Here is a 21,530-nt window from a genome sequence, read left to right on the forward strand (position 1 = left end):
AGATTTTTATTAATATATATTACTTGATAACGTTAAAGTTTTGAAGCTAATGTAAAATAATATCAATAAAAATATAAAATTTTGGTAACTAGTGATTTGATAATTTCTTATATTTCAATAATTCATATTTCATAATAATTTATGATTTTCTTATATTAATGTTGGGGATGAACATTCTTTATTTTTTTAAAGACCGGTCAAACTTTATTTAAATATGGTCCCCTCGCTCAATTTTTGAGCATTTTTATATAATTTAATATAAAAAACTCAATAAGATTTTATTACTTTCGCTATTTTCACAAAATTTTAATTGCTTAATTTAATCAATTTTTAACATTATCAAGCATTTTGGACTAGATTTAAACTAGATATAAATGTAATGGAGTGAAAAGCTTAGCTATTTGTCTTTATTGCATCTATATCTGGTTTTTAACTAGATACCACGGTATGATAAACTTTGTTTACCATATCGTTTTTAATATTAATTTATTAAAAAAAGGAGGACATTTTATCAATACTAAAATAATTAATTCGATCTTAATTATTTTGATATTATTCTGTTTAATATCTTTAGTTGGGACCGCTTCGGCGGAAGATATTTCAAATAATCAAATAATGAATTATGATGATACGATTGATATATCGACGGAAAGTTCTAATCTGCAAGAAGTTTCCAATTCTGCTTCAAATGATATATCAACTGAGATTTCGAACGCCGATGATTCTGCTGATGATTCATCTTTGGATGATGTCAATGGTAGTTCATCAAAAGATAAACTGGGTGCAAATAGGCTTTTTGCAAGCCATACTTTCACCGGTACAACCTTCGATGATCTTCAAACATTTTTGAATTCTGGTGAGATTCAAGATGGAGATACAGTTTATCTAGGAAATAGTACTCTTACAAGCAATTGGCAACAATGGGATAATCCAGAAAAAGCTATAGAAGTTAATATTCCTAACTTGATTATTTCTGGTGGAACCTCAGACAATCCAAATGCTTTCTCTACTTTAAGTGCTTCTGCAGGTATTTTTAATATCGTAGCTCCAGGAGTTACTTTATCTAATTTAATTTTGTTAAATGGAAAAGTAGGTAACAGTAGAGTTTCCCCTACTACAATTGACGCACAAGGTACAACCTTTGAGAATTGTATTTTTGAGGGTAATGGTGGTAAATCTGGTGCGGCTCTTTATGGAACCACACAAGCTTCAGGAACCACTTTTACTAATTGTAATTTTACAAATAACAGAGGTGATTGGGGTGGAGACGGTGGTGGTGCCGTTTATTTAGAAAGTTCTGGCAACATATTTACTGATTGTAATTTCAATGGTAATAATGCTGGAAATGCTATTGGTGCACTTCGTTCCGGTTCAAATACCTTAATTGAAAATTGTAATTTTACAGGTAACAGTGCTCAAAGTTCTGGTGCTGTATATTTAGATGGTGGAACATCAACTATCACTAATTGTAATTTCAACAACAACCAAGGTTCAAATGGTCCTGGAGGAGCTGTTTATTTCAATGGTGATGAGTTAAAAGTTTCTAATTCCATTTTTAATGGAAATCAAGGAAATTTCGCTGGTGCTATTTACAGTTCTGGAATTACTAATTTAGACAATTGTAATTTCACTCAAAATACTGCTGGCACAGTTTTCAGTGGTGCCGATACTAAAATGACTGACTGTAATTTTGACAATAACCTTAGTCAGAATACTGTTACTGTTGTTACCAACGGTGTTGCTACTGTGGATAATTGTAATTTCACCAATAATGAAGGTGCTGGAATTTACAGTGCTTCAAATACTGATATTAGCAACAGTAATTTCATAAATAACGGTGCTGGATTTTATAATAATGTTAATGTTTGTGCCGTTTACAGTGGTGGAACTACAAGAGCTGAAAATTCCAGATTTGAAAAGAACAATGCTTCAAACACTGGTCGTGGAGGTATTAACAGTGCAGGTGACATTACTGCAATTAACTGTAACTTTACAGAAAACCTTGGTGGAGCTATTTACGGTGATGCAAATGCAGAAATTACTAACTGTATCATTGAAAACCATGAAGGTGGAAATTATGCAGTAAATATTTATGGCACTGCAACTGTTTCTAACTCTAATTTCACTAATAACACCAAAACCGGATATTCTCATGGTGGTGCCCTATATGTTGGTGGTGATAATTCTCAAATAACCAATTCTAATTTTGAGGATAACCATGCCGGAAGTAGTGGTGCTATTTATACTAGCGGTGCAAACACTAAAATACAAAACTGTAATTTCACTGACAATAGTGCTACAACTGACTATGGTGTAGGTGGAGCTGTTGAAGTTATTGGTCAAAACGCTCAGATCATAGATTCTACCTTTAAAGGAAACAAAGCACCTAATGGTGGAGCAATTATGGATAGTGCTTCTGGATTAACCATTACAGACTGTGATTTTGAAGATAATACTGCTAATTATGGTGGTGCTGTTAACGTCTATGCTGATGACGCTAAAATATCTGGCTCTAATTTCACAAGTAATGATGCTTCCAGTCAAGGTGGAGCTATTTACATTGGTGCTGATTGTTACAATTGTGACATGACTGAATGTAATTTCACAGACAATACTGCAACAATTGGTACTGCAATTTATTGTGGAGAAGGTGGTAATGGTAAGGTTACCGATTGTAATTTCGGTATAGAACCTGATTTATCTGTTGATAACGCTTATCCATCATTAATCTTAACTTTAGCACGTGACTATTCAAATGTTGTAGTAGGTGATATTGAAGGAGCATCTGGTGGATCTACAGTTCCTGTAGTAGGTGAACCAATTACCATAGAAGTGTTTGATACTAACGGTCAATTAGTTGACACATTTAGCGGTGTAACTGATGCAAATGGTCAAGTTGTCTATGATTATGGCGATTTACCACGTGCAAATTACACATATAAGGCTCACTATTTGGATGATAAAACCAAAGAAGGCCCTATAACCATGGCTGAAGTTGAAGGTAATAATTTTTCATCTATTCAAGCTGCAATTGATAGTGCAGAACCAGGTGGAGTTATTTTCCTTAAAGGAATCACTTACCTTAATGATATTCAAGGTAATATGGTAATTGACAAACCTATAACAATTATCGGTTCCGAAGGCACCGTTTTAGATGCTGAAGGATTATCTAGAATATTTGCAGTAAATGATAATGTTAATAATGTAAATCTTGATAACATTACATTTATTAATGGTCGTGCTGATGAAGGTGGTGCTATTTATGGTGGTTACCATACCGAAAACCTAGTTATCACCAATTGTGATTTCATTAACAACACTGCAAATATTGCTGGTGGTGCTATTAAACACCATTCCAACTGGACATTTGTTGACAGTGCATTCATCAATAACTCTGCAAATCCAAATAATGATCCAGCATATGTAAGTGATGAAATTTCATATGGTGGAGGAGCACTTTGGTGTTGTGATGGTATTACTAATTTAGTCAATACCGATTTCATCCACAATAATGCAACCTTTGGTGGTGCTATCAGAGGTGCAGTAAATGCAAGAGAATGTTTAGTAGAAAACAATACCGCTTTCAATGGTAATGGTGGTGGTATTGACATGACTATTGATTCAGTTCTTTTTGATGATGTAACATTCATGACATCTGTAAGAGTGGAAAATTCCACTTTCATCAACAACAGTGCTCAAGGAAATTACCAACCTAGTGAAGAAGCTAAAGGTGGTAAAGCGCAAGGTGGTGCTATTCACATCTACAGAGTAGATGGTATGAATATTAACAATATTACATGTATTGACAACTCTGCTTACAGAGGAGGTGCTCTTGACCTCTATGTAATGAACTATACTACTATTGCTAACTCTACTATTTTAAACAACACAGCTACTTTAGGTGGTGGTGTTGCTGTAGTAGGTAACCACACTCGCTTTGACAACGTTACCATGACTGAAAATGATGCTGTCGTAAACGGTAGTCAAGACGGTCAAGGTGGTGGAATATGGGTTATTGGAGAAGACTGTAGAATCTTAAACTCTACCATTGACCATAACATTGCAGAAGGTCAAGGTGGTGGAGCATGGATTAACGGATCCGATGTTCAACTAAATAACACTGTTCTAGACTCAAATGTAGCTGAAGCAGAAATGCTAGCTATGGGTGGTGGATTGTTTGTAGAAGGTAATGGTTGTATCTTTAATAACAACACTATCATAAACAACAATTGTACCAGTGATGCTGGAACCGGTGGTGGAATATGTGTCACTGGTGAAAATTGTATTTTTACAAACAACACAGTCGACTATAATTTTGCTACTTATGGTGGTGGTGTATCTGTTGATGGTGTAAATACTAATTTCACCTATAACAATATGTCATACAATAGAGCAGAAACCGGTGGTGGATTCTTTGTACAAGGTGAAAATTTATATGTTGATGATTTATATGCATTTAACAACACTGCTGAAAATGGTGGTGCTGCAGCTACTATGATGGCTGATCATATAATATTTAAAAATTCCACTTTTGAGAACAACACTGTTGTCGGTAATATATCTAATGATAGAGGTGAAGGAGGAGCAATTCATATATCTGCTTCTTCAAATGTGCTAGTACAAGCAGATTTCATAAATAACACTGCTTGTAATGGTTCTGCTATTTATGTAGATAATTTCTGGGGTTTACCTTCAGATGTAAAAGTCATAAATAGTACTTTCTTTGAAAACCAAGCATGGTCTTACCTATTGAACATCACTCCGGAAAACAACACATATCTTGAGGAAAATCAAGAATTCAATATAAGTGTTAGCCACCAAGGTGGAGACAATATTATAAACGCAATCTACAACGATGAAGATTGTGAAACAATTTTAAACAATGTAACTTATCCATTCATGACATGGGATGGACAATTAATTAACAAAACTACCCCAACTGAAGATATTCGACCTGTAATGGGTGCGGAAAACAGTGATTATGGTAATTTATTATACCAAGATGATTTCGAAAATAATCAAATCATTAATGTTCTAGTTAAAGATAAAAATGGAAATGTAGTTGTCGACAAAAACGGAACAACCTTAAGTTTCGAAGGTTTAAAAACAGATATTTTCGGTGATATTTTCATTGTACAAGATGGAGAAATCATTAGATGCATACCTGTTGCTGGTTTAGAACCTGGAAGATACTATGTGGAAGCTACTCACCCTGAAGACAGATATTATAAACAAATTTATAATTTCACTGTTCTCAGAGTAGGCCCTACCGATTTAGAGATCAACAAAACTGTTAGCAACGCAAGCTGTGATGTTAACGATATTGTAGATTGGAATGTTACTACTGGAAACATTGGACCAATTGATGCTGAAAATGTTACTGTTAAGGATATCTTACCTGAAGGTCTTGATTTACTTGATTTAACTTTCAAATTCATTGATTCAATTAACGGAAACTGGTGTAATGGTAAACTTAATATAAGTACTAATACTTTAACTTATGAAGTTTACAATGCAACTGCAGGTACTTGGACCCAAGCTGAAGCAAGCTATGATGGATCTGGCACTTGGACTATCGTTATTCCAGACATTGATGGAAATGACGATATCTTAAAACCAGTTACAATAAAATTAAGCTTAAATAAAGCTTCAACCACTGCAGCTACTTTATTTGTCAGTGACTTATTAGAACAATCAAGTGTTGTAATGAACCTAGTTACTAAAGTAGCTACTGAAGGTGAATTCACTAACATTGCTAATGTAACTACTGACACTCCAGAAACCAATTACACTAACAACAATGCTAGTAACACTACCAGTACTTCTATTGAACTTATTAATATTACAGTAGTTAAGTTCTGGGATGATGAAAACAATCAAGATGGTATCAGACCTGATAATGTAACTATTTACCTGTTAGCTAATGGTGTAAAAGTCAATGAAACAGTTTTAACTCTGGAAAAAGACTGGAGATACACTTTCGAAGATTTACCTGTTAAATCTAATGGTCAAGTGATTAATTATACCATTGCTGAACTTAATATTACAGGTTATGATAGTGTAATTGAAAATCGTTCAGCTAATTATTGGGTTGTTACTAACAATCACACTCCTGAAGTGACTGAATTAAATGTTACTAAGGTTTGGGATGACAACAACAATCAAGATGGTTTAAGACCTGTTTCTGTAATTGTTGAATTATTCGCTGATGGTGTAAAAGTCAATGAAACCACTTTAAGTGCAGATAACAATTGGAAATTTACTTTCCCTAACTTACCTGTCAAGAAAGAAGGTAAAGTGATTGTATATACCATTAATGAACTCAGCATTGAAGCTTATGATGTCGTTGTTGCTAATGAGACTGCTTATGATTGGTATGTTACTAACAATCACACTCCTGAAGTAACTGAATTAAACGTTACTAAGGTTTGGGATGACAATGATGACCAAGATGGCATCAGACCTGTTTCTGTAATTGTTGAATTGTATGCTGATGGTGTAAAAGTCAATGAAACCACTTTAAGTGCAGATAATGATTGGAAATTCACTTTCCCTAACTTACCTGTCAATAAAGATGGTAAAGTGATTGTCTATACCATTGTTGAAGTTCCTGTAGAAGGATATACTGTGAATATCACAAATGCCACTGCTTATGATTGGACTGTTACAAATAATCATACTCATATTAACATACCTAATATGACTGTTCAGAAAATCGCTAACGATAATCTTGTTTATGTTGGAAATACTACCAGTTTCACTATTGTTGTTACTAACAACGGTGAATGTAACTTATCCAATGTAATAGTCAATGATACTGATTACAGTCAAGGTTTAGTATATGCTGATAAGTATGATAACAGTACTCGTGAATGGACTTATGATGGCAATAGTCATTGGACTTTAGTTGGTGACCTTGAAGTTGGTCAATCTGCAGAATTCACTGTTTACTTCAATGTAACCTTAAACGGTACTTTAGTAAACAATGTTACTGCTACTTCCAATTTAACCAATGAAACTAACAGTTCTAACAATACCACTGCATACTTACCTAACATGACTGTACAAAAAATCACTATTGATCAAGTGGTTTATGTTGGTAACACTACCAGCTTTAAAGTTGTTGTTACTAACACTGGTGACTGCAGCTTATCTGATGTTGTTGTTACTGATGTTGATTACAGTGAAGGTTTAGTATATGCTGACAAGTATGATAACAGTAGTCGTGAGTGGACTTATGATAATGGTAAATGGACTTTAGTTGGCGACCTTGCAGTTGGTGAATCTGCTGACTTTACAGTTTACTTCAATGTTACCAAAAACGGTACTTTAGTAAACAATGTTACTGCAGTTTCCAATTTAACCAACGAAACCAATGGTACCAATAAAACTAGAGCTTACTTACCTAACATGACTGTTCAAAAACTCATCTATGAAGATGTGGTTTATGTTGGTGAACAAGCAATATTTACCATATTTATTAAAAATACTGGTGACTGTGACTTGTCTAATTTGACTGTTACTGAAACTTGGTTTAGTGATGGTTTAGTATTTGATGATTGGGTTTCTAATGGTGACTGTCATTGGAATTATGATGAGGCTACAAGAACCTGGACTTTAGTTGATGATTTAACTGTAGGTCGCAGCGTTAGCTTTATTGTATACTTCAATGTAACTAAGAATGGTACCTTACATAACAATATAAGTGCCAAAACCAATTTAACAAATGAAACCAATGCTACAAATGAAACCAAAGTTTACTTGCCAAACATGACTGTTCAAAAGGTAACTCTCGATGAGGAAGTTTATGTCGGAGACACTACTAGATTTACTATTGTAGTAGAAAACACAGGTGACTGTGAATTAGATAAAGTTTATGTTGTTGATACAGATTATGATCATTCAGCATTATCTTATATCAAATACGAAAATGGTAGTCGTGACTGGAATTATGATGATAATGGCAATTGGACTTTAATAGGTACTCTTGCTGTAGGTGAAAAAGCTTACTTTACAGTATGGTTTGAAGTATTGACTAATGGTACTTTTGTAAACAATGTTACCTCTGGTTCTAATTTAACCAACGAAACAAACAATACCAATAACACTACTGGTAAACCTATTTGTGATTTAGCTATAACTAAAATTGTTAACACTACTGATTGTTTAGTCGGTGATCTTGTAGAATGGAATATTACCGTTGTTAATCGCGGCCCAAGCACTGCTTTAGACGTTATTGTAAAAGATGTTTTACCTGAAGGTCTTCAATTAGTGGATGTTAGAGGTGGAGAATTCATTAATGAAACCCATGAATGGATTGTTGGTGAATTAGGCAAAGATGCTATCGCATCTATTGTTTTAGTAACCAAAGTTCTTATTAATGGAACCATTAAAAACCCTGCTTCTGTTAACACTACTATAGAAGAATCTAACTACACAAATAATAACGCAAGCAATACAACTAACGCTAAATTACTCTGTGATTTAGTTATTACTAAAGTTGTCAATTGTACAAACTGCTATGTTTCAGACGTTGTGGAATGGAACATTACAGTTGTCAATGTTGGTCCACATAACGCAACTAATGTCATTGTAAAAGATATCTTACCGAAAGGTATGGAATTAATTGATTATAGAGTTAGTGTTGGTAATTTTAATGAGGTTATTAGTGAGTGGTCTATTGGTACTTTAGACAAGGATACTCCTGTATCTCTTATCTTAGTTACTAAAGTCCTTATTGATGGTACTTTTATTAATATTGCTACTGTTAATACAACTACTCCAGAGTCAAATTATACTAATAACAAAGCTAATAACACTACAAGAGCTGATCCAATTTGTGATTTAGTCATAAGTAAGTCTGTTAATGCTACTAAAGTTATTAAAGGTGACTATGTCAGATGGACCCTTAAAGTTGTGAATAAAGGTCCAAGTACAGCATTAAATGTAAAAGTTAAAGATATTTTACCTAAAGGCCTTAAATTAACTAGTTACAAGGCATCTATTGGTAAGTATCAAAACGGCGTATGGGCCATTGGTAAATTAGCCAAAGGTGCTAGCGCAACCATAACTTTCATTACAAAAACCACAAAAGCTGGAAAAATTACAAATATTGCATCTGTAAGTACTACAACCCATGAGTCTAATTATACTAATAATAAGGCTAATAATACTACAAATGTAATAGAAGAGCCAGCTTGTGACTTAGTGCTTTACAAATCTTCTGATAAACCTAAATATAATTTGAATGATACAATGCATTGGAGTATAAAAGTCGTTAACAAAGGACCTAATGGTGCAATTGATGCTTACGTAAAAGATGTATTGCCACACGCAACCAAATTTGTAAGTTACACTTCATCTAAAGGATCTTTCGATGTGACTAAAGGTGTATGGACTATTGGCGATTTAGCAAAAGGCGAAGAAGCATATCTTGACATATGCTGCAAAGTCCTTTCTACTGGAAGCATTACTAATGAAGCGGTAGTTAACAATAAAGTTAAAGACCTTAACACTTCAAATAATAGGGATAATGCTACCATAATTGTCGCTGAACCTCCGATGCCTAATCCACCTGAGCCTAACAAACCTAACCTTAGCTTGAAAACAGGTAACCCATTCGTGGTTCTTTTACTTGCTTTCATTTCTATGTGCGGTTGCCTCGGGCTCAGATGCAGGAAAGAATAATCAAAATAACAATAAATAACTAGAATTTTTCTAGTTATTACTTTGTTTTTGTTTTCGATAACTAGATTTTTATCTAGTTATTTTTTATTTTTTCTTATAAAACAATATCAAATCTGTATTAAAATTACTGAGCGCTTTTTATTGAGGATGTCGTCGTTATTTAATAAGTTTTTATATATTAAAAATCCATTTAATTTGGTTTATTAAAGCTTGAATTTAATAAATTGAATCTAAATAAGTTTTTATTAAATTTTTTAAAAAATTTTTATTCCTTTATTGGATCTTAAAGGTTTTTTAAAAAATTTTTATTTTCTTTATTTAGGGATTTTAAAGATTTTTTTAAATTTTTGTTTCCTTTATTGGTTCTTAAAGGTTTTTTAAAAAATTTTTATTTTCTTTATTTAGGGATTTTAAAGATTTTTTTAAATTTTTGTTTCCTTTATTTAGGGATTTTAAAGATTTTTTTAAATTTTTGTTTCCTTTAATGAATTTTAAAGATTTTTTTAATTTTTTTCATTTAAGAGGTCTTAAAGATTTCAAAAACTTATTTCCTTATCTTATCAGATAGTAAAGATTTTTTTAAAAAATTTATATAATATAAATCATATAAATAAAAATATAATGTTATTTTTTTGACAGTTTTTTTACTGTTCTTTAAAATAATGATGCGATTAATTGTTTAAATGATATTGAGGAGTGTCATTTAAATTTCTTTAGGAAAAATTCTATTATTGGGATTATTGTTTAAAATTTTTTAATATGATTTTTTAGATGATATTGAGGAAATTATCTAAGATCATTCATATTGTGCTTATTGATTCAGTTTTATCAATAAACTGTATTCTTATGGTTCATTCTTTAATTCAGATGGTGTTTTTATGGATTTCGTAAAAGGTATTGTTAAAAAATATTTTAGGTCTTATAACAGGACATTAAAAGATGGTACTAAAAAGACCTATAAGACAGAACAGGTTCAGGTCACCGTATCTAAATCTGACAATATCTTTGAAGATAAGGAAGAAGTCCTGATTTTACCATACTCTCAAGCTGAAGAATTAGAGAATATTGAAGAAATGCAATCTGCTTATGAGTTGTATAATGTCATGCTGGAAAATGACAAGAAAAAATTGACTCAAGATTTGAGTGATGTTAAAGCTGAATTAAATGAAAGCTTGGCTAAAGCAGAAGAACTTTCTAAAAAATTGGAAGAAAGTGAAGTTGAATTGGAGGAATCCAAGAAAAGATTGCATATCATAAAAGAAGATTGTTCAAACTTAAAAGGTCAACTTGAAGAAAACAAAAATACCATTTCCAGTTTGAGAAAACAGCTTGATGATAAGAACTTCATCATCTCCGATTTGAACGATGATTTAAATTTATTAAACGATAAATTAAATTCACAGAATAATGATAACTTTGTAAATAATGATAGCTTTGTTACAAATAATGATAGCAATAGTCAAGTTGGTGCTAATGATCAGTTCACACATACCTCATCTAACTATTCTTTTGATGATTATGTAAATTTACAAAAAGAATACATCTCATTACTTAAGAAATATGAAAGATCTCAAGAAGATTTATACAATGAAAAAGTTAAGGTCATTCACTATAAGAATCTCTTGGATAAATTCAAGAGTTTCATTTTAAGAATTCAATAAACTATTTTTTTCACCGATAATTATAGTGCTTTTTTTTTAATTAATTTTTTTTTTAAAAATAGTTTATTTAAGAGTTTTATTTTAATGGGCTGATTATCTGTTTTTTATATTTATAATTATAAATCCTCTTTTTTCAGTTAATTTTTTTTAAAAATGGTTTTTAGCTTTTTAATAATAAAAAATAAAAAATTAAGATAAGTTAATGTATAAATTAACTTATCCTAGTTTGGTTGAAATCCAAATCATTGAAGTCGTAAGGACAAGGGGTATTGAAATCGAAACGTGGAATAACTTCAGTTAATACTTCTCCTGTAAGTTCGAGACCTGAAGCGATTATAGGAAATACTTTAGAAACTTTAGATGCAGCTATAGTTCCAACTTTAAAGCATGCTTTACCTATAAAACTGCTTATTCCAGTACTTACTCCATCAAAAATACCTGCAATTACTGTCATTGCGATAAAATTGCCAAGGTGGAAATCATGGTCAAAATAAACGTTTTCTATAATCTCTTCTCCTCCTGCAAGAAGACCACCTGCAACAAAACCAATAAATCCTGCTGAAACTTCACTTAATCCAGTATATGATAGACCGACACATATTGCCATACAACAACAAACTTCAAGGAATCTAAAACTCCACCTAAGAACTTCATTAGGTTTATCTGATTTGATTTTAACAACTTTAAGGCTTGTTGCACCATCGACATTTTGAATTAGATAGGAATCACCAATCATGGCTATTTTTGCATCTTGAATTACATAGGAATCACCAATCATGGTTATTTTTTGCATCTTTACCATAGTTAAACACATAGTCCTTTTCACTTTTTGATCCTGTAAAGTTGCAGTTTTCCATAGATGCTTCACCAAAATCATTATAAATTGCATCACCATCATCTCCCTTATTGCCATTGAAGATGGAAGAGGTGATGTTCATCACTCCATAATGACAACAGATGGCTCCTCCATTGTCATCAGCCTTATTATTATTGAAATGGCAGTTATTATAAATTGCAAGACCCTTTTCATCATATACAGCGCCGCCGTCATCATCAGCATGATTTTGATTGAAATTACATCCAAAGCAACTTAAGGTTCCAATATAATTATAAATGGCACCACCGCTTTCATCTGCCTTATTTGATGTGAAATTGAGGAGGGGTAGTTTCACTTCTTCACCATTATCCAAGCTTTCATCTGCCTTATTTGATGTGAAATTGCAAAAATCACAGATTAGAATTCCTCTATGGTTATATATTGCACCTCCATTTTGCCCATAGCTGTCTTCAAAGCTTGAATGGGATATGTATACATATCCTCCTTCATTATATATTGCACCGACTTCATTTTTCCATGCAGCACTATCCCATTTACAGTGATTGAAAGTTAAATTCATCGCTGATATTGTTCCTTCATTGTGTATTGCCATATTAAATCCAACTAAATTTAAGTTGTTTATCACACAATATTGTTCAGGGGAAACTACTAAAAAATGAGCTTCGTAAGAACTGTCTCTATTTCTAACATTAACTGTTGCACCATTTCCATTAATGTATATGTTTTCCGCTTCAGTGCAATTAATGTAATTGGTGACATCATAAGTATCAATTGTTACTCCTTCTGCAAAATTCAAGATTAAAATTTTCACGTGATTTAAGGGGGATATCATTTGCATGCAAGATTTATAGCTTTCCAAATCTTTAATGCTCAAAGAGCTAATTATGTCATCATCATTAAAAACTAGACAGGATGCTCCAATGGATGTATGAATATTTTTCTCATCATTATTATCAAATCGCTTTTGCTTGATTTGGAAGCTTCATTGTCCTTAAATATGCAATAAAGCAAAGTGCTTTGACTTCCTTGTTCATTATATATTGCACCTCCACTTTTGGCACTATTTTTAATGAAGGAACAATTTACACAGTTAAGTCTAGCATTATTTGTTATTGCACCGCCTAATTTGTCCTTTGCCCTATTTTCTTCAAAGGTGACATTTGTAAATTGGCAGGATCCTTGATTGCATATGGCAGTATTAAAACCTTTTATGCTAATGTTGTTCATAGTTAGGCTAACGCCTTGGCTAATGTTAAATAAGTGTTTTTCACCATTATCAGATGCATTGATTGCTATTGTTGCTCCGTGTCCTCTAATGATAATGTTTTTGGTTTTATTAAGTGTTATCACTTCGCTTGCAGATGAATCAAGCTGAAGATATAGGTTGTCTTCAAAATCAAGAATCACTTCACTGTCATTTGGCAGTGATTCTTTTGAAATAATTCTTGTTGCATTTTTAAAGTTTTCCAAATCGGAAATAGGCAAAACATATACAGTTTGCTTGGTATTATTGAAGAATGTCACTATAAATTCGTTTTCTGATTTTTTTTCAATAGTGTAATTTGTTGCATTGATTATATCTTCCATGCTAATGTCATTTTCTCCGTTTATGACTTCACCATCATCATCTTTTGTTGCATTATCCTTTTCCTTATTGTCATTGCTTGAGCTTAGAGTCAAATCTCCAAGGGTGTAAACATCCACTCCAAAATACTTATTTCCATGTACAATATTATTTTCAAATCCGCAATTGCTTAAAGTCAATTTATCCTGTGAATAGATTGCAGCACCATTGCCGTCAGCTTCATTCCCTTCAAAATAACAGTTTTCGATTATTGCATTTTTCTTAATCCAATCGCTCCACCTGCATCATCACTTGCTTTATTATTAAGGAAATTTGAGTCTTTTACAGTAAGTGTCTTTCCATTTGTAACTGCTATTGCTCCTCCTTTATTTTCTGCCCAACAGTTTTCAAAGCTACAGTTGATTACTGTACATGGTGATGAACTTTTAAAGAGGATTGCTCCACCATCGTCGTCATATTTGTTGTATCCGTTTATGAATTTGATGTTTTTGAATGTTACTGCTCCATCAGTGACTTTGAAATAATGGTCATGCTTGCTGCTTCCAGCTAAATCGATGGTATGGCCATGGCCATCTATAATCAGGTCTTTAGAAACTTTGAGTATCATCTTATCCTTGATAGTTGCATAATCGGAAAAGAGGTCTATAGTTGAGCCTTCTGGAGCACTGTCAATTAAGAGTTTAAGCAGATATAGATTGGTAGGGCTGATGTCAGAGTTACTTAACTTCATGATTCCATTGCATACAATTGGACGTCTGTCTTCACAATCAGTGTAAGAAACAGAGGAGTCATTTAAAATCAAGTTTCCTCCAGCATATATTGCACCTGCAGAATCATCAGCACGGTTGTCTTGGATTATTGTGTTTTGGATGTTTGCATTGCCCTTGGCCCATAGTGCTCCTCCATCATCTTTTGCATGGTTATTTTCAAATGTGCAGCCGTATATTTCTGCTTTGGATCCTTCAACATCCATAGCTCCGCCGCAGTCTTCAGCGCTATTGTCTTTAAATACGGAATTCTTAGCAATAAGATTGTCCTTGGCCCATAGTGCTCCTTCATCGTCTTTTGCATGGTTATTTTCAAATGTGCAGCCGTATATTTCTGCTTTGGATCCTTCAACATCCACAGCTCCGCTGCAGTCATCAGCACTGTTGTCTTTAAGTGTTGAGTTTTCAAGAATCAAATTGCCTTCTGCATACACGGCTCCTCCAATCATCTTCAACACTGTTTTTTAAGAATGTAGAGTTATATATGCGTAATTCTCCAGTGGAATAAATTGCACCACCCTTCTTTTCTGCCCAACCGTTTTCAAAGCTACAATTGATTATTGTACAGATTCCTGAACTTTTAAAAGGATTGCGCCTCCCTCATCATCATCCTTATTGTATCCATTGAGGAATCTGATATTTTTAAAGGTGACAGACCATTTGTGATTTTGAAGTAGTGGTCATGCTTGCTGCTTCCAGTCAAATCAATTGTATGGCCATGGCCATCGATTATGATGTCTTTAGAAACTTTGATTATCAACTTATTATTGATGGTATAAAAATCATGAAAAAAATCAAAGGTTGACCCTGCAGATGTATCATCGATGTGCCCTTGAAGACCTTTCAAATCTGGGTCATAGACATGTATATTGATGTCAGTTTTCAAAAGATTTTTAGATTCAATTTTTGCTAGGTCATCGTCAATGTCATTTGTCATTTGATTGTTGCTACAGTCATCGCTAGCGATATTTTCACTGTTGATGTATTCATTCGCTTGATTAACATCATTAGCTGATGTTTCAACTTTTAAGTTTTCAGAATTATCTATTGAATCCGGACTATTATGTTGAATTAGGGTGTCATTATTCTCACTTGCACTGACACAACTTAAACTTAATATAATAATCCCAAATAATATTAAAAAAAATAAGCATATTTCGTTTCATATAGTCTTCCCCATAAAAATTCTTTTTTATTATTTGGGTATGCCTAATATATATTTTTAGAATATTTATATCTTTTTGCAAGTATGTGCTTGCTTACATAGGTTATTACTGTCTTTTAATGGATTAAAATTGTAATTATAAATAGATTAGGTCTAATTGAATTGATTAGGTATAGAATGGGCGAATAAAATTTGATATAATGCTAAAATAATTTTTCATCAAATTTTTTGTAAAATATGAAATTTTAAAAAAAGATTTTTAAAAAATGGTTTTATGAAGTTTTACTTTGTATTTTTTTTATGATTTTTTGATAAAAGGAGTTTTTAAAATGGTTTTATGAAGTTTTAGCTTATTAATTTTAAAAAATAGTAAATGTATTTTAGAAGTATAAGTTTTTGGCTTTTTTATGAGTTTTGAGAAGTAGTGGATGTGTTTTAGATGTATAAGTTTTTGGCTTTATTTTGAGTTTTGAGAAGTAGTGGATGTGTTTTAGATGTATAAGTTTTTGGCTTTATTTTGAGTTTTGAGAAGTAGTGGATGTGTTTTAGATGTATGACTTTTTGGCTTTATTTTGAGTTTTAAAAAATAGAAATTATAGAAGTAAAACTTTAAGAAAAACTTCTATAAAAAATTGCTTTTAATTAGAACATGTCTCTTGCATTTCCTCTGTAACCCATTACAGGTTCCTCATCCTCATCGATTTCATCATCAGGATTTGGATTCCATCTTTTCAAGTTAGGCAAGAAGTTACAAAGCAAACCAGTTGCTTCCTCTTCACGTAAGTCTGGGTTTCTCTTCATCATTCTTTTAGCATGTCTAATGATCATTTCATTTATGGTTATGTCCGGTTCTGTAAACTCTCCGTTTTGGAAACAGTCTTTACAGTAATCCATATTTGGACTTCCATCTTCATTGGTTCCATAATCGTTTCTTCCCATAGGTCTGCCGCAAGAATTGCAAAATGCCATATTTTCACCTAAATTAGATATTTATTTTCAAATCAATTTTTATTAAAATCAATTATCTTTTTAGTATTTTAAACAAAATTTATTGGTTTTTCAAAAATCATTTAAAAAAAATAGCTAATTAGAATTAATCTAATTAGCTTATCTTATGATTTTAATCAAACAGTTACTGACTGCTTAAATTTGTTCGTCATCTTCCATAACCACTCTCATGTGGTTTGGATCTACAGGCATGTGAGCTAAGAAGTCTTCTGCAGCTCTTCTTGGGTCACCAGAACCAATGATGTATCTACCTCCGATGATGATGTCTGCACCTTTATCAAATGCTTCTTCTGCTTTTTCTGGAGTTACTCCTCCAGCTACAGCAACTAATCCGCCAGTAATGTCTTTAATTTCTTTAATGTTACCCCAAGCACTTACGTCATCAAGGTTTTTGCCTTCTGCTCTAAGTTTACTTTCTAAGTCAACATTTCTGTGGAGAAGAACAATATTAGGCATGAACTCTGGATTGATTTGTTCGAGTTTTCCAGAGAAGTCATCTACGTTCATCATATCAAGGATGGAGTAGATACCTTGTTTTTGACATTCGTGGATTGCCTTTTCAATGGATTCAATAGTACCGAGTCCAGAAATTGCAATAGCATCAGCAGTTTCATCTGCTGCCATTTTAACTTCCACTCTTCCTACGTCCAAGGTTTTCAAGTCAGCAATAATGAATCCGCTTGGTGCCAATTCTCTGATTTTGCCTACTACGCCAACACCGAATTTTTTAACGAGAGGAGTTCCTGCTTCAAGGAGGATTCTTTCTCTGTTAGGGAGTTGTTTAATGATTCTTTCCATAACATCTAAGTTGTCAAGGTCAAGAGCAACTTGCAAGTAAGGTGGTTCGTAAAGCTTGATTGCTTTGAATCCCATAATTGCGTGGGTTCCACGATCTTTTTCGTATAATAATACGCTTGCATTGATTACCCATTCTTCTGCTTTGTCTTTAGGAATGATTCCTTCTTCTACTGCATCAGCTACTGCTCTACCTACAGCAGTTTGAGCTGGTCCAAAGATTTTGCTTGCATCATCTAAGTCACCAACGGTTACTTTAGGGATGATGATAGTAGCTGGTTTGGTTATTAAGTTAGGTCTGATTACACTGAGCAATGGAGTGTGTCCAACAGATAATTGGCTTAATCCATTAGCAAAAGCATTTCCTACAGGACCATCTTTTGAACCGATAAGTAAATCAACGTGTGCTAATTCGTCTCCGTCTCCAATGAGAGCTTCTCCTATATACATAGTATCATCTTTTTTTACCATTTCAAATCCTCCAAATTAAGGAAAAAACTGATTAAATTAATTATATAATTTTTTAAATATTACATTATTTTTTTGTGAAAAATTAAAAAATGCAATTGTTCTTATAATGTAATTATTTATACAATATAAGTTATGATTTTAATAGAATATATAGTTAAGTAATATATTTTTTTTTAATTATTGAAATTATATTGTTTAGAAAAACAGGATTTATTTTTTGCTTAATCATTTAAAAAATATTGTTTTTTTAATACGAATTTTATAAAAAAAGAGTAATTATGGATAAGTTGCCTGTTTAGGGATTCCATAATTTATATTATAAAAAAAAGAGTAATTATGGATAAATTATCCCTTCAGGGACTCCATAATCTTTATATTTTTTAGCAATCTTATCAATAGTTCCATCTTCATACATTTCATCCAATGTTTTTTGGACTTGGTCTCTCAATTCGGTCTTGTCTTGTGCAAATCCAATACCATATTCTTCAAAGGATAATGGAGGCTCTAATATTTTGTATTTGGTATTATTGAATTTTGTAGATATTTTATATTGCATAACTACACAATCACCAAGAACTGCATCACAAGTTCCAGATTCCAAGTCCATAAATGCTGTATCATATTCTTTCACTGCATTGACGTTTGCAAAGTTTTCATTTAAAGTTTTGTTTTTTGATATGGTATCAAGTGCACTGGTTCCCATTCCAACATCAATGGATTTTCCTTTCAAATCTTCAATTGATGAAATGTTGGAACTTTCTTTTACAACAAATACTTGTGAATTGTTGAAATATGGCTTGCTCCAAGCATAATTATCTTCTCTACCGTTGATTGATAAACCGCTCCAAATACAATCTATGGCACCATATTTAAGCTCAACTTCTTTAGTATCCCAATCAATCACTTGCTGTTTTACCAATGTCCAATTGTTTCTATCACAGACTTCCTGAGCTAAATCTATGTCAAAACCTGTTACTTCACCATTGTCATCTGTGTATTCGAATGGTGGAAATTCAAGATTAAATCCAACAACAAAATTTGTATCATTATTTTCAGTAAATGGATGGTCCAATAAAAAATCAAACCAGTCTGCACTAGCTGAACTTATTATTAAAAATGTAAAAAGCAAAGCAGCTAAAATTAAAAAGATTCTTTTAGTATTAATCTTAAGCCCTCCATAAAATATTTAAAAGTATCACTTAATTATTAACATTTTTAAGAATGGTTATATTTATTTTTTATGCAAATAAATATTTAAATTTAAGATGATTGCAATAATATGATGATATCATTTTACAATTGAAACAAGAGTGTGTATTTAAATTTTAAAAGAATCTCAAAAGTTCATTATTTTAAAAATTATCTAACAAAGTTGTTTATCAATTAAAATAGTTTTAAATTTTAAAAATAATCAAAAAAAGCAGTTTAAATTAAAAATCAATAATCTAATAAAATAAAAAAAGAAATATAAGTTGATTTAATCAACTTATTTAAAATTAATTCTATCTGCAGTTGTTCTTGGCAATGGAAGTCTTCTGAAAGGCATTCCTTCGGTTTCTTCCTTAATTGCGTTAATAAGTTCATCTGCAGTCATGTCAACCTTTTCACCAGTTTTTCTAACTGTTACAGAGTAGCTGTCGCTTTCCACTTCATTGTCACCAATTACAACAATGTATGGGACCCATTCCTTGGAAGCGTTTCTGATTTTCTTACCGACTCTGTCATCGCTGTTGTCTACATCTACACGGATGTTTGCTGCAGCAATCTTATCAGCTAATTCGTTAGAGTAATCTAAGTGCTTTTCACCGATAGGCAAGATTCTGACTTGTGATGGACTTAACCAAACTGGTAGCATTGGAGCTTTTCCATCTTCTTTTGCAGTGTTTTCAAGTAAGCTGCAGATAACCCTTTCTACACTTCCAGTTGGTGAACAGTGTAAAATGATTGGGTTTTGAGGGTTTTCATCTTCGTCAACATATTCAATGCCGAATCTTCTACCACTTTCTACATCAATTTGTACAGTAGGGTTTTCAATAGGTCTTCCTAAGTAGTCAATTGCTGCAAAGTCGATTTTACAGGACCAGTAGTGTTTTCTTTCAGGCAAGATTTCAAGCAATAATGGTTTGCCTATTCTTTTAGCGGTTGCTTCCATCCAGTCCTTATGTTCTTCGTAGAAGTCTTTTGTTGCTCTGAAGATTGCTTCATAGTTAACGTCAAGGTCTACACCGGTTTGCACACACATGTCAACTTGTGCATCAAATTCCTCTAAAGCTTGTGGCATGTCAGCACAGAAGCTGTGCATATCAGGCATGGTAAATGCTCTGAGTCTTTTAAGACCTACAACTTCTCCTCTTTTCTCAAATCTGAAACTGTAAGTGGATAATTCATAAACCTTTGCAGGTAAGTTTTTCCAGGTGAGGAAAGATCCACCAAGAACTCTGAATGCACCGAAACAGCATGCAAATCTAAGCATTATGTCCTTTTTGGTAGCAGTTTTGTATTGTCTTTCACCAAATTTAGCTGCATGCTCTCTGATTGCATCATTTGCAAGGTCATAGAAGATTGGAGTTTCAATAGGCATTGCACCTAAATCAACAACAAAGTTATAAACATAATCTGCAAGCAAGTCACGTACTAATCTACCTTTAGGATACCATTTAAGGTTACCGATATCTGAAGCAAGCTCATAATCACATAATTCCTTTTCTCTCATGATTTTTACATGTGGAGGTTCTCCTTCGTCACTTGCTCCTTCTCCTAATTCATATGCAACCAATTTTTCCAAGTCTTCGCTTTCATAGTTGTATTCCTTAGGATCAAAGGTTTCCCCATCTTTGAATATTAACCAGGTAGATGGTTTCTTTTCTTCTTTTTCTTCCTCTTCTTCAGAAGCTTCTGCAGTTATAGTTCTTGAAAGTTCAGATAATGGGTGTCCTTTACAGGAAATTTCAAATGCCTTATACCAACCGAATGGTACTCTAAATACGTCATAACCTTCTTCTTTAAGTGCTTCTTCTGCATCTTTCAATATTTGTACAGCTACTTTAGGAGCACCAAGGGATGAAGAAAGGTGAGCATATGGGTATAAAACGATTTTTTCTGCATTTACTTCTTCATTGGTTTTTTTAACTTCAGCAACTAAATTTTTAACAACAGCATTTGGGTTTGCTTCATCTTCTTTTTCAATAGATGAGAAAACAACCAATGCTTCATCAAAAGCTCCATCTTTTTGAGCTTCTTCAATTTCTTCAGCTACTGGAGTTTTATTTTTTACTTGATATTTTATATAATCAGAGTGAATAAGTAAAACGCTCATATTTTCACCGTTTTCATTTTAAAAATAATTTTTTTGATAAATATAATGAATCTTATTATGAATTTAAGATACAATATAATATTATAATTATATTTTTTATTATATTTAACAATTAGTAATTATAAAGTATTTATTTCGTATTTATTTAGTAATTTTTTTAATTTTTTATATTTTCTAAAATCGAAATTAGGTTTTTCATTATCATTTTTTTATATTTTTTATATTTTTTTAGATAGG

12 protein-coding genes are annotated in these 21,530 nt (G+C 32.5%); 2 read left to right on the forward strand and 10 right to left on the reverse strand.

Translation table 11 applies throughout. The features are described from left to right. Positions 1-615: 615 nt before the first annotated feature. Together QZV12_RS00275 and QZV12_RS00280 are read left to right on the forward strand one after the other, a co-directional pair. Complete coding sequence (locus tag QZV12_RS00275) at positions 616-9,687, forward strand: Cna B-type domain-containing protein (protein WP_295615477.1); 9,072 nt, start codon at positions 616-618, stop codon at positions 9,685-9,687. Positions 9,688-10,565: 878 nt separating this feature from the next. Beyond that, on the forward strand, positions 10,566-11,348 hold the full coding sequence (locus QZV12_RS00280; protein WP_295615479.1) for a hypothetical protein: 783 nt from the start codon (positions 10,566-10,568) through the stop codon (positions 11,346-11,348). Between the two features lie 211 nt (positions 11,349-11,559). On the opposite strand, the gene QZV12_RS00285 is transcribed toward QZV12_RS00280, so the two are convergent. The 10 genes from QZV12_RS00285 to QZV12_RS00325 form a co-directional block, all read right to left on the reverse strand. After that, positions 11,560-12,150, reverse strand: coding sequence for a hypothetical protein (locus QZV12_RS00285; RefSeq protein ID WP_295615481.1), 591 nt, complete (start codon positions 12,148-12,150; stop codon positions 11,560-11,562). Then, positions 12,116-12,982 carry a hypothetical protein gene (locus QZV12_RS00290; protein WP_295615482.1) on the reverse strand — a complete coding sequence of 289 codons (867 nt, stop codon included), beginning with the start codon at positions 12,980-12,982 and terminating at the stop codon, positions 12,116-12,118. The genes QZV12_RS00285 and QZV12_RS00290 overlap by 35 nt, the downstream gene beginning before the upstream one ends. 107 nt (positions 12,983-13,089) lie before the next feature. Next, positions 13,090-14,037 carry a hypothetical protein gene (locus tag QZV12_RS00295; RefSeq protein WP_366925512.1) on the reverse strand — a complete coding sequence of 316 codons (948 nt, stop codon included), beginning with the start codon at positions 14,035-14,037 and terminating at the stop codon, positions 13,090-13,092. Continuing rightward, positions 14,019-14,987 (reverse strand): right-handed parallel beta-helix repeat-containing protein, encoded by a 969-nt coding sequence (locus QZV12_RS00300; RefSeq protein WP_366925513.1) that lies wholly within the window; start codon positions 14,985-14,987, stop codon positions 14,019-14,021. The genes QZV12_RS00295 and QZV12_RS00300 overlap by 19 nt, the downstream gene beginning before the upstream one ends. Continuing rightward, positions 14,944-15,108 (reverse strand): hypothetical protein, encoded by a 165-nt coding sequence (locus QZV12_RS13595; RefSeq protein WP_366925514.1) that lies wholly within the window; start codon positions 15,106-15,108, stop codon positions 14,944-14,946. The genes QZV12_RS00300 and QZV12_RS13595 overlap by 44 nt, the downstream gene beginning before the upstream one ends. Positions 15,109-15,118: 10 nt before the next feature. Beyond that, the gene (locus QZV12_RS00305; protein WP_295615486.1) at positions 15,119-15,475 is read right to left on the reverse strand and encodes a hypothetical protein; all 357 of its coding nucleotides are present in this window, start codon (positions 15,473-15,475) and stop codon (positions 15,119-15,121) included. 870 nt (positions 15,476-16,345) lie between these two features. Next, a complete protein-coding gene (locus tag QZV12_RS00310; RefSeq protein WP_295615488.1) occupies positions 16,346-16,672 on the reverse strand; it encodes a zinc ribbon domain-containing protein in 327 nt (108 codons plus the stop codon). 174 nt (positions 16,673-16,846) lie between these two features. After that, positions 16,847-17,977, reverse strand: a complete 1,131-nt coding sequence (locus tag QZV12_RS00315) for a bifunctional 5,6,7,8-tetrahydromethanopterin hydro-lyase/3-hexulose-6-phosphate synthase (RefSeq protein ID WP_394350708.1) — start codon at positions 17,975-17,977, stop codon at positions 16,847-16,849. 334 nt (positions 17,978-18,311) lie between these two features. Then, a complete protein-coding gene (locus tag QZV12_RS00320) occupies positions 18,312-19,106 on the reverse strand; it encodes an amino acid ABC transporter substrate-binding protein (protein WP_295615490.1) in 795 nt (264 codons plus the stop codon). 357 nt (positions 19,107-19,463) lie between these two features. Next, positions 19,464-21,293 carry a threonine--tRNA ligase gene (locus QZV12_RS00325; protein ID WP_295615492.1) on the reverse strand — a complete coding sequence of 610 codons (1,830 nt, stop codon included), beginning with the start codon at positions 21,291-21,293 and terminating at the stop codon, positions 19,464-19,466. Positions 21,294-21,530 lie beyond the last annotated feature (237 nt).

The organism is uncultured Methanobrevibacter sp. (assembly GCF_902769175.1).
Lineage (GTDB): Archaea > Methanobacteriota > Methanobacteria > Methanobacteriales > Methanobacteriaceae > Methanobrevibacter.

Bases quoted from the DNA above. Each gene is read 5' to 3' on its own strand.
- QZV12_RS00280 (WP_295615479.1), top strand. From the start codon at position 10,566: ATGGATTTCGTAAAAGGTATTGTTAAAAAATATTTTAGGTCTTATAAC.
- QZV12_RS00325 (WP_295615492.1), bottom strand. From the start codon at position 21,293: ATGAGCGTTTTACTTATTCACTCTGATTATATAAAATATCAAGTAAAA.
- QZV12_RS00300 (WP_366925513.1), bottom strand. From the start codon at position 14,987: ATGATTGGAGGAGCCGTGTATGCAGAAGGCAATTTGATTCTTGAAAAC.
- QZV12_RS00315 (WP_394350708.1), bottom strand. From the start codon at position 17,977: ATGGTAAAAAAAGATGATACTATGTATATAGGAGAAGCTCTCATTGGA.
- QZV12_RS00310 (WP_295615488.1), bottom strand. From the start codon at position 16,672: ATGGCATTTTGCAATTCTTGCGGCAGACCTATGGGAAGAAACGATTAT.
- QZV12_RS00305 (WP_295615486.1), bottom strand. From the start codon at position 15,475: ATGACAAATGACATTGACGATGACCTAGCAAAAATTGAATCTAAAAAT.
- QZV12_RS00285 (WP_295615481.1), bottom strand. From the start codon at position 12,150: ATGGTAAAGATGCAAAAAATAACCATGATTGGTGATTCCTATGTAATT.
- QZV12_RS00275 (WP_295615477.1), top strand. From the start codon at position 616: ATGAATTATGATGATACGATTGATATATCGACGGAAAGTTCTAATCTG.